At 43.4% G+C, this 16,328-nt stretch carries 14 protein-coding genes; 6 read left to right on the top strand and 8 right to left on the bottom strand.

Features of this window, described 5'->3' with window-relative positions; all coding sequences use genetic code 11:
- Positions 1-365: 365 nt before the first annotated feature.
- The gene (locus tag ACX5KA_RS01660; RefSeq protein WP_039216320.1) at positions 366-830 is read left to right on the top strand and encodes an RNA recognition motif domain-containing protein; all 465 of its coding nucleotides are present in this window, start codon (positions 366-368) and stop codon (positions 828-830) included.
- 76 nt (positions 831-906) lie between these two features.
- On the opposite strand, the gene ACX5KA_RS01655 is transcribed toward ACX5KA_RS01660, so the two are convergent.
- Entirely contained in the window at positions 907-2,223 is a 1,317-nt protein-coding gene (locus tag ACX5KA_RS01655; protein WP_458730286.1) for a DUF5610 domain-containing protein, read from the bottom strand.
- A gap of 175 nt (positions 2,224-2,398) precedes the next feature.
- Here ACX5KA_RS01655 and trmA point away from each other — a divergent pair, with 175 nt between their 5' ends.
- Positions 2,399-3,496, top strand: coding sequence for a tRNA (uridine(54)-C5)-methyltransferase TrmA (gene trmA, locus ACX5KA_RS01650; protein WP_458730285.1), 1,098 nt, complete (start codon positions 2,399-2,401; stop codon positions 3,494-3,496).
- A gap of 26 nt (positions 3,497-3,522) precedes the next feature.
- On the opposite strand, the gene ACX5KA_RS01645 is transcribed toward trmA, so the two are convergent.
- Both ACX5KA_RS01645 and fabR read right to left on the bottom strand, forming a co-directional pair.
- Positions 3,523-3,810, bottom strand: a complete 288-nt coding sequence (locus ACX5KA_RS01645; RefSeq protein ID WP_202941907.1) for a DUF1330 domain-containing protein — start codon at positions 3,808-3,810, stop codon at positions 3,523-3,525.
- A 136-nt stretch (positions 3,811-3,946) separates the two neighbouring features.
- A complete protein-coding gene (fabR, locus tag ACX5KA_RS01640; protein WP_283648877.1) occupies positions 3,947-4,540 on the bottom strand; it encodes an HTH-type transcriptional repressor FabR in 594 nt (197 codons plus the stop codon).
- A 341-nt stretch (positions 4,541-4,881) separates the two neighbouring features.
- On the opposite strand from fabR, the gene ACX5KA_RS01635 reads away from it, so the two are divergent.
- Both ACX5KA_RS01635 and sthA read left to right on the top strand, forming a co-directional pair.
- Entirely contained in the window at positions 4,882-6,009 is a 1,128-nt protein-coding gene (locus tag ACX5KA_RS01635) for an acyl-CoA desaturase (protein WP_458730284.1), read from the top strand.
- A 238-nt stretch (positions 6,010-6,247) separates the two neighbouring features.
- The gene (sthA, locus tag ACX5KA_RS01630) at positions 6,248-7,669 is read left to right on the top strand and encodes a Si-specific NAD(P)(+) transhydrogenase (protein WP_458730283.1); all 1,422 of its coding nucleotides are present in this window, start codon (positions 6,248-6,250) and stop codon (positions 7,667-7,669) included.
- A 54-nt stretch (positions 7,670-7,723) separates the two neighbouring features.
- Here the strand turns inward: sthA and ACX5KA_RS01625 are convergent, their stop codons facing one another.
- Positions 7,724-8,029, bottom strand: a complete 306-nt coding sequence (locus ACX5KA_RS01625; protein WP_025254039.1) for a hypothetical protein — start codon at positions 8,027-8,029, stop codon at positions 7,724-7,726.
- Between the two features lie 114 nt (positions 8,030-8,143).
- On the opposite strand from ACX5KA_RS01625, the gene ACX5KA_RS01620 reads away from it, so the two are divergent.
- On the top strand, positions 8,144-8,722 hold the full coding sequence (locus tag ACX5KA_RS01620) for a uracil-DNA glycosylase family protein (RefSeq protein WP_458730282.1): 579 nt from the start codon (positions 8,144-8,146) through the stop codon (positions 8,720-8,722).
- Here the strand turns inward: ACX5KA_RS01620 and ACX5KA_RS01615 are convergent.
- Positions 8,719-10,944: a bifunctional diguanylate cyclase/phosphodiesterase gene (locus ACX5KA_RS01615; RefSeq protein WP_039216326.1), complete on the bottom strand. Its 2,226-nt coding sequence runs from the start codon at positions 10,942-10,944 to the stop codon at positions 8,719-8,721. The genes ACX5KA_RS01620 and ACX5KA_RS01615 overlap by 4 nt on opposite strands.
- Positions 10,945-11,087: 143 nt before the next feature.
- Here ACX5KA_RS01615 and ACX5KA_RS01610 point away from each other — a divergent pair, with 143 nt between their 5' ends.
- Positions 11,088-11,993, top strand: coding sequence for a TIGR03899 family protein (locus tag ACX5KA_RS01610; protein WP_458730281.1), 906 nt, complete (start codon positions 11,088-11,090; stop codon positions 11,991-11,993).
- Here the strand turns inward: ACX5KA_RS01610 and ACX5KA_RS01605 are convergent.
- The 3 genes from ACX5KA_RS01605 to ACX5KA_RS01595 are packed head-to-tail and all read right to left on the bottom strand — an operon-like array spanning position 11,990 to position 16,270.
- Positions 11,990-12,736 (bottom strand): phosphoadenylyl-sulfate reductase, encoded by a 747-nt coding sequence (locus ACX5KA_RS01605; RefSeq protein ID WP_039216328.1) that lies wholly within the window; start codon positions 12,734-12,736, stop codon positions 11,990-11,992. The genes ACX5KA_RS01610 and ACX5KA_RS01605 overlap by 4 nt on opposite strands.
- On the bottom strand, positions 12,726-14,447 hold the full coding sequence (gene cysI, locus ACX5KA_RS01600) for an assimilatory sulfite reductase (NADPH) hemoprotein subunit (RefSeq protein WP_458730280.1): 1,722 nt from the start codon (positions 14,445-14,447) through the stop codon (positions 12,726-12,728). Before cysI ends, ACX5KA_RS01605 begins: the two co-directional genes overlap by 11 nt.
- Positions 14,447-16,270, bottom strand: coding sequence for an assimilatory sulfite reductase (NADPH) flavoprotein subunit (locus ACX5KA_RS01595; RefSeq protein WP_458730279.1), 1,824 nt, complete (start codon positions 16,268-16,270; stop codon positions 14,447-14,449). Before ACX5KA_RS01595 ends, cysI begins: the two co-directional genes overlap by 1 nt.
- Positions 16,271-16,328: the final 58 nt, after the last annotated feature.

Here is a 16,328-nt window from a genome sequence, read left to right as displayed (position 1 = left end):
GACTCACCCTGTTCGAGTGAGGTGCGCATTTTACACCGTTTATTTTCGATGTCAACCATGTTTTTAAACTTTTTATTTGTTTGAAAACTTGATTTCGCACTTGTTGCTAAGTTGGCTTTGTTTTTCTCGAAGCCCCCTCAGAACGTGGAGCGCATTATAGATACCTCTTGTGAAAGATCAATACTTAAATTGGATTTTTTTGCTTTTTAAGCCACTTTTGGTGTTAACCGCTCATTTCTGCATCATTTCTATGGACTCAATGCATCTTTAGACTAGTTTTTTCACATTTTATTGTTCAAATTGTTACAAATGAGTAAACTATGTACAGCCTCCAACACCATAATAAACAATAGAAAGGTAGGTATATGAAAGTAGGCTTTATTCAATGCGCTGTTATTAGCGCTATTTTTGCAATTGCAGGTTACTTGTTATTTTCTTCTGCTAGTTTAAACGTCCATGTTCCATTGACCGTATCAGCAGCCCTGCTGATCAGCGGTATCGTTACTCCTTGGCTAGCGTCTCTTATTCAAAGTTCATCTTCCTCAGATGCTAGAGCACATTCTAATGACGGATCAGTAGAAACTTTATATGTAGGTAATTTGCCATACCGAGCAAACGAAAACGCGGTGAAAGAGTACTTCAGTAGTTTTATCGAAGTGCAGTCGGTTCGCTTAATGAAGGATCGTAAAACTGGAAAGAGAAAAGGCTACGGTTTTATCGAGGTTGTCACAGACGATCTTAACAGTGTTATTGATAAGACAAACGACTCAATCTTTCAGGAACGAACACTTAAGGTTCGTCCTGCAAAGGATAAAGTCGAACACGCATAGCCCTGTATACTCAAGTATCAGTTATTCAACAAAAGCCCGGTTAGCTTTCTTCCGGGCTTTTTATTTTGGTAGACCACTAACTTTCGCTAGTTTCAGCAGATTGAGGAAGACCCTCTAACAGGGTTTGGTTAAATGAGCGGAATCTATTTATTGCTGATATGAGGTCGGGTACCTGAACATCTTCCATTTCGTTAATGATACCAGCTATTAAAGCATTGTAGTCTTCACTGCTCTCTAGCTTGCTTTCTGCATTCGCAAAAGTATCCATCATCTTCTCTAAGTATTGAGCAATGGGACTAACCACATTTCCAAACTGCCCGTTATCGCTTTTATCCTCGTTGTAATGCTGGATATTCTCGTATGTTTTTAACACTTCGGTTTGCGTAGTCCTATTCAACTGCAACGCATAGCCAACCAACTCTTTATCGTCAAAGCCTAAACTTAGTGCGTCTTCGAAAGCTTTGTCTATATCTCCGCTGTAGAAAGTATCGGCAAGATCCTGAACTTGACCGACCAAATCAGCGATCGATTCCAACTCATCTGCATCAAGTTCGCCTTTCAATGAAAAACTAATACCGCTTCGTTCATAGTATTGGTAAGAAGTTTGTTGTTGGTATGATGCTGTAAAATTGTTTTCACCTTGCTCACCACTGCCGCCAGATTGCTCCTGAGATGCCTGGGCTTGGAAGTTAAGTTGTTGAGACGCTTGGAACGAGCGAAGACTCTCAAAACTAAAACTCACTTCGTCCCCATCTTTAGTTCGAATCAGCAAGCTCCCGCTTTTCTCATCCGATGCAGCTACTGCGTTTAAGGATGAAAGTGATACGGCGTTCGGCTGCTGGCGACCGAATATGTCACTTTCCAGATCGTTTATTCCCGTATCGATGAGATCGCGACTTTTTACCATTCCTTGTTCAATCTCTTCATTCATGAAACCCGCTAGGTCTTTTTCAGCCATAGCAAAGCCTCGGCTTACGCCTTCTCTCGCTTGGCTAAATAAACCATTTAACTTCTCATCGCTTGCACCACCATCAGCTGCTCCACGAATAACACCGCCTACAAACTTAAGTACATTTCTGGCAACCTTTTCAAAATCGAACAAACTGCTCGACTTCTCTTCAATATTTTTCTCTTTGGTTGCTTGCGGCTTTTGGCCATCTATTTCTAAGGCTTGATTAAGGCTACTACTTACCACACGCAAGCCAATGCTAGTTTGGCTACTTGAAACAGATACTGAAGCCGCCTGTTGTTTAGAAAATTCAGCTGCTTGCTGCAATCCATCTTGCTGCAACTGTTTTTTTAATGCTTCATTCGGGTGAACAGATGCCTTTTGATCTGCTTTTTGATCAACCTTCTGATCGCCCATGAAAGCCTTAATTTGACCCACGTTCATAATTTGATCCTCACTATCCTCTTTCTTATTATCGGCTAAGAATCAGTATTGTTTAATTTTAATACAGATTTTTTTCTACCTGCTCCTCAATAATAGTGCAGAAGTGGATTGCGCTTGTTGCAGTTATTTTCTAAGAGACTACAATTCGCGACCTCAACACTGAATGGAGAATTTTATGACCGCGACCGAACAACAACGCTATCAAGCTCAGTTGGACGAAAAAGTAGAACGTCTTACTGCGTTACTTTCTCCGTTCGATGCGCCTGACTTGTCCGTATTTCCATCGCAACCAACTCACTACCGTATGCGCGCCGAATTTAGAGTATGGCATGAGGGCGATGATTTGTTTCACATCATGTTCAACCAGGAAACAAAAGAAAAGTACCGCGTAGATAGCTTTCCTCCTGCTTGTAAAGCAATAAACGATGCTATGACGCTGTTGTTAAAAGAAGTAAGACCAAATGAAGCGCTAAGAAAGAAGCTTTTTCAAATCGATTATCTTTCTGCACTATCTGGCGAGCTTGTCATCAGCCTTTTATACCATCGTCAACTAGATGAAAAGTGGCAAGAGGCTGCAATAGAATTAAAGGCGAAACTCGAGGCTCACTTTACGAAGGTAAACATCATCGGCCGTGCGAGAAAACAAAAGCTTATTATCGACAACGATTTTGTTATTGAGCGCTTACCCGTTAATGGCAAAGAATTCATATTTAAGCATATCGAAAATAGCTTCACTCAGCCCAATGCCGAAGTAAACTGTAGCATGATTGAATGGGCACTAGATTGCGTAAAGCCGCTCTCTGGCGATTTACTGGAGATGTATTGCGGTGCAGGTAACTTCTCACTGCCGCTAGCCCTTCACTTCGATAATGTTGTGGGGACCGAAATAGCCAAGCCCTCTGTACAAGCTGCGCAGTTTAATATTGAACAAAATCAGCTTGATAATGTGAAGATCGTAAGACTCGCCGCTGAAGAATTCACTCAGGCTATGAAAGGTGAACGTACGTTTAGTCGCTTAGAAGGCATTGATCTAAGTACATATAATTTCACAACTGTATTGGTTGACCCACCAAGAGCTGGGTTAGATGAAGACTCGCTTAGAATGATTCAGGATTACGATAATATCGTGTATATCTCGTGTAACCCTGAAACGTTGGCGCAAAACCTTGAGCTTTTAAGTGAAACTCACCACGTTGCTCAATCGGCACTATTCGATCAATTCCCGTTTACTCATCACATTGAGGCTGGCGTTTTACTTACACGCAAAGGCTAGTTTCCGTGTAAGTCTTCATTTGTCTACTATTTGCCTTCCACAAGAGCATGATGACTAACTGAACCGTCAGTTCTTAATTTTAGTAACGGAAGGTAGTCCGGGTCAGACATAAAATCGAGTGCATGTTGCTTTGAAGGCCACTGAATGATAACGCGAATAGCAGGTTCTTTTCTTTCGCCTTCTAAAGTTTGATGATTTGCACTGTTCGCTAAATATTTTCCGCCATGTTTCGACACTATATCCGCTGCGAGTTTTACATAGCGAGGGATCCAGGCTTCATCGGTAGGTGTGACTTCTAAAACTGAATAATACATATTGAGCTCTCTTTTCTTAACATTGACTGACTGTATCCAGTCATTATTTTATAGAGAGCTTAACAAGTAATATGCTATGTAATAAGAAGGTTTACACAAGAATCTGTTTCGTAAAACATTTGATAATACTTCACTGCTAGGCTTTCTGAGTCGCACCTACTTGAACAAAGCGCAATTGGGCTTTCACTCTTTCACCAATTTCACCTCTTAGTTTTTCATCTGCTTCTAATGCTTCGGCCCCCGCACTGAATACAAGCCTTACCATGGCATCAGCTTGAAGCTGCGCGCATGCGTATTCTACGCCCTGCTGTTCAATAATGTAGTCGGTCAACTCGTCGATGAAGTGTTGAATCTCTCTAAATACTGCCAACCGATAAGCCGACGACGTACCAGTATGCTCGCGTAGTAATAAACGAAATACGTTTGTATTTGCCGCAATAAATTCCATGAAGGTTTCAACAGAAGTATGTATTACGCCGCCTCCAGAGGCTATACGCCGCCTTGCCTGACGCATAAGCTGCCGCAATGCTAACCCGGCTTCATCCACCAGCGTTAAACCCAATTCGTCCATATCTTTGAAGTGTCGATAAAAAGACGTAGGTGCTATACCTGCCTCTCGGGCAACTTCACGCAAGCTGATTGCCGATAGGCTGCGGTTTTCATCGAGCAAAGAAAACGCAGCATGAATGATATTTTGGCGGGTTTTTAATTTCTGTTCTTGTCGACTCACATTCGCACCATAGGTTGATTAGCTCTGAACGGCTTGATGATTTTTAGCGCTCGGGATTGAAGCCCTAGCGTCATCTGAATAGCCATTAACGCAATCAAACTCCGCACATCAAAGACTAGCATGTGTAGTTTATCGCAACACACACCTGTGGGGAAAGAGAAACAGAATCATCTCTTTTATAAACAAGCATTAAGCAGAAAAATCCGCAAATAACGAGCGCTTCAGCGTAGCTTTACTATAATTAAACTTTACACATGTAAGCAGAACTAATCTGGGTTTTGCTTGCCTGAAGCCTCGTAAAACGATAAATTAGCGAACAGTTGTAAGCCAAGTTGTATAAAATGAAAAAACCTCCTCTTATCCTTACTAATGTGCTGGTATTTATTATATCTGGCGCAATTGCGTTTATTGGTGTGCCGCTATGGGTGGCGTATCAAGGCATCGATTGGGCAGAAATCGGTGCGGCTATATTCCTATTTTACTTTACCGGTATGTCTATAACTGCCGGCTATCACCGCTTATGGTCGCATAAAACTTACGACGCCAATGTTGTAGTTCGTGTGATCCTTGCGATTGGTGGCGCTATGGCGCTGCAAAATAGTATTTTGCACTGGTCGTCAGATCATCGTGTTCATCATCGTCATGTTGATGACAACGATAAAGACCCCTACTCTGCGAAGAAAGGGCTTTGGTTTGCGCATATCGGCTGGATGTTGCGTGAGTATCAGGCCAAACGTTACGATGACTACAGTAACTGTAAAGATCTTCAAAAAGATAAAGTGGTGATGTGGCAGCATAACTACTATTTGCCCATCGTGCTGGCGGCTAACTTTGGTATCACGGGTCTTTTGGGCTATTTAAATGGTGACGTATTAGGCATGATCCTGGTAGCCGGTGTACTTCGCCTGGTGCTAGTGCATCATGTAACCTTCTTCATCAATTCTCTTGCTCATTTTTGGGGTAGCCAGCCTTACACCGATAAGAACACAGCACGAGATAACGGTATTCTTGCGTTTTTTACCTTTGGTGAAGGTTATCACAATTACCATCACATCTTTGAGTACGATTATCGGAATGGCATTCGCTGGTACCAGTTCGATCCTACCAAGTGGCTAATCAGAGGTCTGTCTTTTGTAGGTTTGACGTCGAACCTTCGTAAAGTACCTGAAGAGCGCATCGAAAAAGCCCTAGCGGCGATGCAGCTTCAAAGGGCAAGTGAAAAAGTATCACTACTGCCGAACGCGGAAGAAATGATGCACACTATTCAAGAAGAGTACGACTTGTTGATGCAGCGTATGAGTGAATACTATGCCACGAAAAAACGCGTGATGCGCGTTAAGCAACGCACCTTAAAGCGGAGTATTGAAGGACTTGAGCTTGCATATAAATATAAAGAGCTGAAACACGCCTTTGCTGTTCAGAAAGAAAAATGGACACAATTGCAGAGTTTGTCGCTTCAAATGGCATAACTACTTTCTTTACCCTTGTATTCGTAAAAAACCACATAAGTCTATGCTTATGTGGTTTTTTTTGATCTATAGTTGGAATGACACATCAAGTAAGGTAGTTATACTGGAGTTTGTAAGGTTGGGATAAAAACTTAGCTTTATTCTGAGTTAGATGTTCAAGCTACATCATAAACTGAATTATGGCGGTTACTGTGATTTCAGACGCCACATCATAGAAGTAATAATACGGGAAGGTAACATGGCAACGAAGCAAAAAACAAAAGCTCCATCGTATCACTATGACGCAATAGTTATCGGCACAGGTCCTGGTGGAGAAGGTGTTGCAATGCAGCTTGCCAAAGCCGGAAAAAAAGTGGCGGTTGTTGAGCGCTACGAGGCAGTGGGAGGGGGCTGTACCCATTGGGGTACCATTCCATCGAAAGCCCTTCGTCACTCAGTAAGCCGTCTTATTGAATATAACTCTTCTCCCTTGTTTGCCGACAACCACTTAAGTAAAAGTCTTACGTTCTCTGACATCATGCGCCATGCTAGCGGTGTGGTAAAAAGCCAAACTAGACTTCGTTCTTCATTCTACGATAGAAACCGCGTAACGCTATTTCACGGCGAAGCCAGTTTCGTAGATGCGCATACGTTAGAGATAACCCGTAAAGATGGCTCTAAAGATACAGTCACTGCTGGCCAAATTGCTATTGCCACAGGGTCGCGTCCTTATTGTCCTAAAGACATCGACTTTGGTCACCCGCGTATTTATAACTCAGACACTATCCTATCTTTAGATCACGATCCTAAGTCCATCATCATTTATGGTGCAGGGGTAATCGGCTCCGAATATGCCAGCATCTTCAGAGGTTTAGGTGTGAAAGTTGACCTGGTAAACATGCGCGATCGACTTTTATCTTTCCTAGATGACGAGATCTCTGACGCGCTCAGTTATCACCTGTGGAACAATGGCGTACTCATTCGTCATAATGAAGCCTATTCTTCGGTTGAGGCTACCGATGACTCGGTTATTTTAAACTTAGAGTCAGGCAAGCGCATGCGTGCAGATTGTCTTCTGTTTGCTAACGGAAGAACGGGTAATACAGATACACTTAAACTCGAAAATATTGGTTTGAAAGCTGATGGCAGAGGTCAGCTTAGAGTGAATGAAAATTATCAGACCGACGTAGACAATGTCTTTGCGGTCGGCGATGTGATTGGTTATCCAAGCTTAGCATCTGCAGCTTACAACCAAGGTCGTTTTGCCGCGGAAGCTATGCTTGGCATAAAAACGCATTCGGCGTTGGTAGAAGATATACCCTCTGGTATTTATACTATTCCGGAAATCAGTTCTGTAGGAAAAACAGAGCAAGAACTTACCGCAGCAAAAGTGCCTTATGAAGTAGGAAGAGCCCAGTTCAAACATTTGGCCAGAGCGCAAATTGCGTCTACGCAGACAGGAAGTTTGAAAATTTTGTTCCATCGTGAAACAAAAGAAATCTTAGGTATTCATTGTTTCGGCGAACGTGCCTCAGAGATTGTTCATATCGGCCAAGCTATCATGCAGCAAAAAGGCGAAGGAAATACCATAGACTACTTCGTTAACACCACATTTAACTATCCGACCATGGCCGAAGCTTATCGAGTTGCTGCTATTAATGGGCTGAATAGGATTTTCTAATAGGCACAAAAAAGCCGGCGAAATTGTCGCCGGCTTAAATGCAATAACTAAAAATTAGTTACGGTTCGCAGCAAGCGCATTAAGCGAGTCTTTGTGTGCTACGATGTCGATGTGCATATTTTCTTGATCGAATGTCATTGTTGCAATGGCGTAGTCACCCTGACTCTCGCTTGCAATGTCGATCAGCTTTGCTTGTGCATCACGGAAACGAATGTTATTGCCGATTTGATCAGACATACATTGGTTATTCATTTCGAATGTTTTCGCATCCATGCAATCGAAAAGCTGGTTTTCACCAGATTCCGCATGCGCAATACCAAAGGCTGCTGAAAGAGCTAATGTTAGTACTACTTTACGCATGTTTCTTCTCCTGTGCTACAGTCTACTACTGTCACTATTAAACATACTGTATATACATAAGATAGTCAAACTGAGATCATAGTTTTGTGACAAAAGTATGACAAAGAGAAATATTTGGAGAAAAATGTGAAAGGCCACGATGCATTGGTGGTTAAAGCGAGAAATTGTAGACTGTGTACCCCTCACCTACCGCATCAACCCAACCCCATATTTAGCACTGCACCATCAACCAAGGTGCTTATTATTGGGCAAGCACCGGGGTTAAAAGCTCATGAACGCACCATTGCGTTTGATGATCCCAGCGGGGATCGGTTACGCGATTGGTTGTCTGTCTCGAGGGAGATCTTTTATAACCCACGCTTAATTTCGGTGCTGCCAATGGGCTTCTGCTTTCCAGGTTATAAAAATGGAGCCGATGCCCCGCCAAGAAAAGAATGCGCCCCCGCTTGGCATAATGACTTTATTCTTCATTTAAAACCTAAAGTAACGCTTTACGTGGGACGTTACTCGCAACAGTATTATTTACCGCAACACAAAACGTTAACTGAAGCTGTACGCAGTCCGACTGAAACACATTTCGCACTGCCCCACCCGTCCGGTAGAAACAACAGGTGGCTCGCCAAAAACCCTTGGTTTGAATTAGATATCCTTCCGAAGTTGCGAGACACTATAGAGTCTGTATTGAAAGTTTAATCGTGCTCTTCAAGAAACGCTAAAAGCGCGTCGAACGGCATGGGCTTCGCGTATAAGTAGCCCTGGGCCTCATCACAACCGAGCTTTATCATGTAACTCGCCTGCTCTCTTTTTTCCACGCCTTCAGCAATAGTCAGTAAGCCTAGCTTGTTACCCAGCGTTACTATGGTTTCAGCTAACACTGCACTTGCGCCTGGCTTAATATCTTTAACGAATGAACGATCAACCTTTAGCCGGTCTAGCGGTAGCTGCTGTAGATAACTCATGGAGGAGAAGCCTGTTCCAAAGTCATCAATGGCTATTTTAACGCCGAATTCTTTTAGTGAACGCAATGCATCAATAACAATTTGTGGTTCATCCATCACCACACTCTCTGTTATTTCGAGCTCTAATAAGCTCGGGTCGCAGTTAGCTTTGGAAAGTGCTTGTTGCACTTTCTCCACAAATAACCTGTCGCGAAACTGCGGAATAGAAATATTAACCGCTACTCGGAGATGCCCATAGCCTTTTTCTTTTAACGCTTGAAGACGTCGGCATGATTCTTCTAATACCCACTCACCGATATCAACGATAAGACCTGAATATTCAGCTAGTGGTACAAAAACAGCTGGGGAAATATAACCACCCTCGCCATCCGGCCAGCGCAATAGACCTTCCATCCCAACCACTTTTTCACTAAGTAAATCCACTTGCGGTTGAAACCAAAGCTGTAACTTCCGTGCCGCAAAGTCACTGCGAAGTCGGCGAATCATATCTAGACGCCAAGTGGTCTGATCTTCAATATCTTTGGCGTAATATTCGAAGTTATCTGTCAGATTTTTCTTAGCACGGTTTAACGCAATATTCGTGCGCTTTAATATTTCAATGCCGATGTGGCGTTTATTATCTAACTTGCACAATCCAAGTGTTATATTCACCGGAAGTGTGTGATCACCGACTGTGAATGAAGACTGAAAAATCTTGTTGATTGATTTGGGGCAAACTAATTCATCTGGACCAATTAACCCGAACACGTCGGCACCTATACGCCCCTTTTGAACCTTGGCATCTAGAGAAGATTGAAAGCGATCGCTAATTGCTCGTAAAAGCTCATTCCCTGCCTCTTGTCCAAGACCGTCATTGATATCTGAGAAGTGATTCACGTCGATAAGAGCGACCGTATAATTTTCACCAGCGAATATATGAGGTTTGTCTAGCATGTTGATAAACTCGTTACGGTTAGGTAAACGCGTTAACCAATCTCTAAACGCAGCATTTCTTAGCTCATGAAAAAGATTAACGTTTTCATAACCCACAGAGATGCTGGATAGGAAAACTTCTAGTAAGTTTTTATCTAATTCACTAATCTCGTGCGTTTGCTTAACGTAAACCGCTGCTTCAAAGCCAGCTCTACTTATGAAAAGAACGGAACAACTAGGCTCAAAGACATGCTTTTTAAGGCGTAAACAGCGACTCACATTCTCTTCGATTTCACTATTTTTGACATCTACAACCGGGTGGTTAATAAATTTGGCATATTCCCCCGCGGCTCCGAGTACATATACTTGTTCGTCCTCTCTGTCTAGCAATGATCCTGCTCTAGCGCATAATAGACCTTCAGAATCGAGTCCGATTAAAGAACTGATTTGGGTAACCACCCCTTCGCAGAATTCTTTAACTGAATGTTCTTCAAATAAGTTAGCCGAGGACGTAATAATCTTTTCTAAGCCAGCACGGCTTTGACTTATGGTGATAATCTGCTGGTAAGAGCGAAGTGAGGAGATAATGGTCGTAAGCAGTTTAGCGCGGGTAAGTTCTGTTTTCGTTTTGTAGTCGTTAATATCGTAAACTTTAATGACCTGCTCTTCTGGAGCATACCCTGGTTGCCCTGTACGCAGTATTATGCGAGGCTCGAAGAGCTTCATATCCTCGCGAATGTATTTAACAACGTCGAAGCCAGCATCGTCAGTTTCCATCACCACATCAAGTAGAATGATGGCAATACTGTTACCATGCTCATGGAGCTTCTCTTTGGCCTGTTTTGCAGAATAAGCGTGGATGAAATTTAACTTTCGATCATTTACGATGAGGTCAGACAAGGCAAGGCGCGTTACCGTGTGAATCTCTTCATCATCATCGACAATAAGAATATTCCAGTCTTTACCGAGTAAAATCTGCTCTTCAACTGAACCATCATCGTCTAAAAAAACTAACTCGTCGTTATCGTAATCCATTGCCGACATTACCGCTCATTTCCTCGATACATACAAAACAAGAATGCATGACTTACTGTATTAAGGAGACGATTACATTGATAAATGGGTTACGCAATGCAATAGTGCTCACATGGTACATGCTAATTTACATTCATTTTATTTAAACAAACATGAAGATAACACCTCAGCACATTTCTCCTGAGATTAAAAAAACTCAGAAGACGGAAGTCAATGGCACAATAGCAGCGACTAGCCAACCTGCAGCTGAGAAAGTAGCAAACTCTACACAAACCGATGCAAGTCGCCAACGCATGCTAACGTGGTTCGCCAGAGTGGGAATTAGCCCTTCCATGTTGTCTCCCGATCCTAAAAAGCAAAAACACGCCTTAGAACGAAGAAAACAAATTCTAGAAACCCAAAAAGCGAGCAATCTTCAAGCTGTTCTAAATATAGCACTAAATGTCTCAATCAACGAACAAACTAGCGATAATCTTGATCCCGACTGGTTTTTTGCATTTAGTACGATGGCTGAAGAGATTTATAGCCCACCAATGCAGGAATTATGGGGAAAGATTTTTGCCGTAGAAGTAGCGCGTCCAGGCAGCTTTTCACTACGCACCCTGCAGCTACTTAAGACACTCACTCACAGAGATGCAAAGGTATTTAACAAAGCAGTTAACATAGCAAGTCGAAAGAGTAATGATACCGTTCCGCGCATATTGGTAGGGTATCATAAGCGCAAGGGTCTTTTATCGTTCCTGAGAAAGCCTATTCCAGAGCAAATAAACTTAGCCTCTGTTGGCCTCAGTTACCCTGATTTACTCTCTCTGCAAGAAATGAAATTGATTTATGCCAGTGAAATCGAGAGTGCAGAGTACTCTGAAGGGCAGCAGGTTACTTGGCGATGTGTTAATGAGAACATAACACTCACATGTAAAGCGCCGGGAGTGGCATTAGTTTATTATAAATTTACTTCAGTGGGTGCTGAACTTTATAAACTAGTGACTAAGTCTACTAACGAAACGTATCTACAAGAAATCAAGCAAGTATTGAGTGAGGTATTCAACATAAGTTAAATACCGTCACCAAACTCGTGTAATCCACATTCGCGCTTCAAACCAAAGAAACGGGTATCTTGTTCACTCATTCCTTCTTGAAGCGATTGGGTTGTGTGCCAGTCACCAATTGAAACATAACCTTGTTCCCACAGCGGGTGATAAGAAAGGTTATTGTCTTTAAGATAATAGTGAAGGTCTTTATTACTCCAATCGATAATCGGATACAGCTTGAACTGCTGCCCTACTTTCTGTAGAACAGGCAGCTTGCCACGGGTATCAGATTGACTTCTGCGCAACCCCGCAAACCACGTACCTGCTTTTAGATCACGTAATGCACGCTGCATTGGCTCAACTTTGTTCATCTTGTTGTATTTTTCAATACCGTCGATGCCTTGCTCCCAAAGTCTGCCAAATCTAGCTTCCTGCCAAGCAGATGACATTTCTGCGCTATAAACGTGTAAGTTTAAATTAAGCTTTTCGACTAGCTCATCAATAAACTTATAGGTTTCTGGAAACAGATACCCGGTATCGGTAAGCACAACAGGAATATCCGGTTGTGCTTGGGTAAGCATATGCAGCATAACCGCCGATTGTGCTCCAAAGCTTGAAGACACAATATGAGTATCAGGCAAGTTGTCCAGCGCCCAAGCTACTCGCTCCTGCGCTGTCATTTTCTCCAACGTTTCATTGATATCAGCAAGGGCTTCCTTACTGATATCAAGCGTTAGTGGTTGCTGCTTAATCGCTGTATTATTCGTCATAGAAATCCCGTGCGGAGTCTATTACTGGTTTTACAACACCAGCGCGAACGACATAATCACCAAACGCTTCACCAGATTCACGCTCTTTGGCCCATTGACCAAGCAGCGTATCTAGTTCCGCCATGATTTCCTGTTCACTAATGTTTTCTCGATACATACGAGGAATGCGTGTGCCTTCCCGGTTGCCACCTAAGTGCAAGTTGTACTTGCCTGGGCCTTTCCCGACTAAGCCGACTTCTGACAACATCGCGCGACCACAGCCATTAGGGCAGCCAGTTACGCGGAAGATAACACTGTCTTCTTCTAACCCGTGCTTGGCAAGCAAGCCTTCTAGTTCGGTAACAGCATCTGGCAGGTAACGCTCAGCTTCTGCCATAGCCAGTGGACAAGTTGGCAATGCAACACAAGCCATTGAGTCTAGACGCTGGTTAGAAATTGATGGCGCTATTAGTCCATGTTCCCGAGCCAAGGCTTCTACTTTGTCTTTGTCCTGGGGTGGAACACCAGCAATGATCAGATTTTGGTTTGCGGTTAATCGGAAATCCCCTTTATGGATTTTGGCAATTTCTGCACAGCCCGTTTTCAGCGTTTTACCCGGGTAATCTAAAATACGACCGTTCTCAATGAATACCGTAAGGTGGTATTTACCATCAATACCCTCTACCCAGCCAAAGCGGTCACCTCGGTCAGTAAACTCGTAAGGACGGCTATCCTGGAAAGTCACGCCCGCGCGTTTTTCAACTTCAGCTTTAAAGTTGTCTACGCCAACACGCTCTAGGGTGTATTTGGTTTTTGCATTTTTACGATTAACACGGTTACCCCAGTCACGCTGTGTGGTTACCACCGCCGCGGCAACATCTAGCGTATTTTCAAGTGGAATAAATCCAAAGTCAGAGGCTTTGCGCGGGTACGTGCTCTTGTCGCCGTGAGTCATTGCAAGGCCACCGCCAACAAGTACGTTAAAACCAACTAGCTGACCATTTTCTGCAATCGCCACAAAATTCAGGTCGTTCGCGTGAACATCTACGTCGTTTTGCGGAGGAATAACCACGGTAGTTTTAAACTTACGCGGCAGATAGTTATCACCTAAAATAGGCTCAACAGGTTTTTCAGTAGTATCAACCTTTTCACCGTCTAACCAGATTTCAGCATAAGCGCGAGTCTTAGGAAGTAAGTGTTCACTTATCTTTTTAGCCCATTCAAATGCCTGAAGGTGAAGCTCGGATTCAACTGGGTTAGATGTACATAGTACGTTTCTATTTACATCGCCCGCTGTTGCAATAGAGTCGATGCCAGCTTTATTTAGCATTTGGTGCATAGACTTAATCTTAGGCTTTAACACACCGTGAAACTGAAATGTTTGACGAGTGGTTAAACGAATACTGCCGTACATAGTGTGGTCAGCGGCAAACTTATCGATCGATAACCATTGGTCAGGCGTGATAACGCCGCCCGGTAATCGAGCGCGCAGCATCACATTGTGAAGTGGCTCTAGTTTCTGTTTTGCACGTTCAGCCCGAATGTCACGGTCGTCTTGCTGGTACATACCGTGGAAGCGAATAAGCTGGAAGTTATCAGCTGTGAAGCCACCGGTAAGATCATCTTTAAGATCGGTAGTGATGGTACCGCGCAAATTATTACTCTCGCGCTTTAGACGCTCGTTGTCAGCCAGTTTGCCCTCAACGATAAATGGTGATTTTTCGTTACTCATTAATAGACATCCTTCTGATAACGTTTCGCTTTACGTAACTCTACAACATAGGCTTTTGCATCGGCTTCAGATTTACCGCCGTGCTCTTGCACAATACTAATAAGGGCATTTTCAACATCTTTAGCCATGTGCATTGCATCGCCACACACATAGAAGTGTGCGCCCTGCTCTAGCCATTCGTACACTTCTTTACCGTTTTCTAATAAGCGGTGCTGAACATATACTTTTTCTTCTTGGTCACGAGAGAATGCGAGCGTAATTTTATCTAGCAGACCTTCTTTAACGTAACCTTGCCACTCTACCTGGTATAGGAAATCTTGGGTGAAATGTGGGTTACCAAAGAACAGCCAATTTTTGCCTTCAGCACCTTGCACATCACGCTCTTGCATGAAAGATCTAAACGGCGCAATACCTGTACCCGGGCCTACCATGATCACTGGCGTGTTAGGGTCTGCTGGTAAACGGAAGTTATCATTGTTTTCAACGAAAACCTCTACCTCACCATTTTCTTCTAAATATTCGCACAAGAAGCCAGACGCACCACCTTGATGACGGTGACCAAACGCTTCATAGTCAACGTGAGCTACAGTGAGATGTACTTCTTCTTCCACCTCAGCTTGGCTTGATGCGATAGAGTACAAACGAGGTGTTAATGGACGCAATGCATCTACTAGCTGCTGTTCAGACAATCTACCTGGGTGGTCGCGCACAATATCGATGATTTGACGTTCAGCCATATAAGTACGCAGCTGCGCCTTATCTTCCATCAAAGCAGCTAATGATTCAGAACCTGTTGCAGCCTGATATGACTTAATAAAGTTAGGGTAGCTAAGCGTTAACTCAAGCTTAGACGTTAAGGCTTCAGTTAACGACATTGACGCATCACCTACAGATACTTCAGCATTACCATCTAACGACAAAATGCTAATAAGCTCTGATACCAAAGAAGCAGCGTTCTTGAACCAAACACCTAGCGCATCACCTGGCTTGTAGGTAATGCCGCTATCTTCAAGGCTAATTTCGATGTGACGGATATCTTTAACTGAATCGCGCCCCGTAATCTTCTGTGCGTCGATTAACGTTGCTTTGAACGGTGCTTTTTTGGTGTAAGTTTGTGCTGCTACGCCTTGTACTGCTGCACCAGTTTGCGCCGCTACCGCAGTCTGTGGGGCAGCGCTAAAATCATCTTTTAATGATTCAATAAGCTTGTTTAGCCATGCTTCGGCCTCAGCTTCATAATCAACATCACAATCCAAACGCTCAACGATAGACTTACCGCCAAGCTTACCTAAACGCTCATCAAAGTCTTTACCCGTTTGGCAGAAAAACTCGTAACTACTGTCACCTAAACCCAAAACTGCATATTTGGTATCAGCAAGCTTCGGGGCTTTTTTGCCAGCCAAGAATTCATGTAGCTCAATAGCATCGTCTGGCGCATCACCTTCACCATGGGTACTAACAAATACCGCAACGTGAGTTTCTGCTTTCAAGTTACGTGGCTTGTAATCTGCCATGCTAACCAGCTTGCTATTAAAGCCCGCTTCTTCTGCTTTCGCTTGACACTGCGCTGCAACACCTTTTGCATTACCGGTTTGTGAACCGTACAAAATAGTAAGCGTTGGCGCGTCACCCGCTAATGCAGGCGCGCTTTGTAACATTGGGGCAACCGAACCGCCTTGTGCAGCCGCCATGCCTGCCGCATAGCCACTTACCCAAGTAAGTTGATCACGATTTAAGCCTGCAATGGCTTGCGTAATCGCATTCCACTGCTGTTCGTTTAATACCGCGCCTGGCGCTGAGTTCGAATTAGAATCTTGTGACATAGTCTTTTAGCCTTTTATCAATGGCGCTAAGGCTAACGGCTTTCTACAAGAAGAGAAA

This window comes from Alteromonas alvinellae (assembly GCF_902705805.1).
The sequence above is the reverse complement of the archived record's forward strand: the minus strand, read 5'-3'. Positions and strand labels throughout refer to the sequence as shown.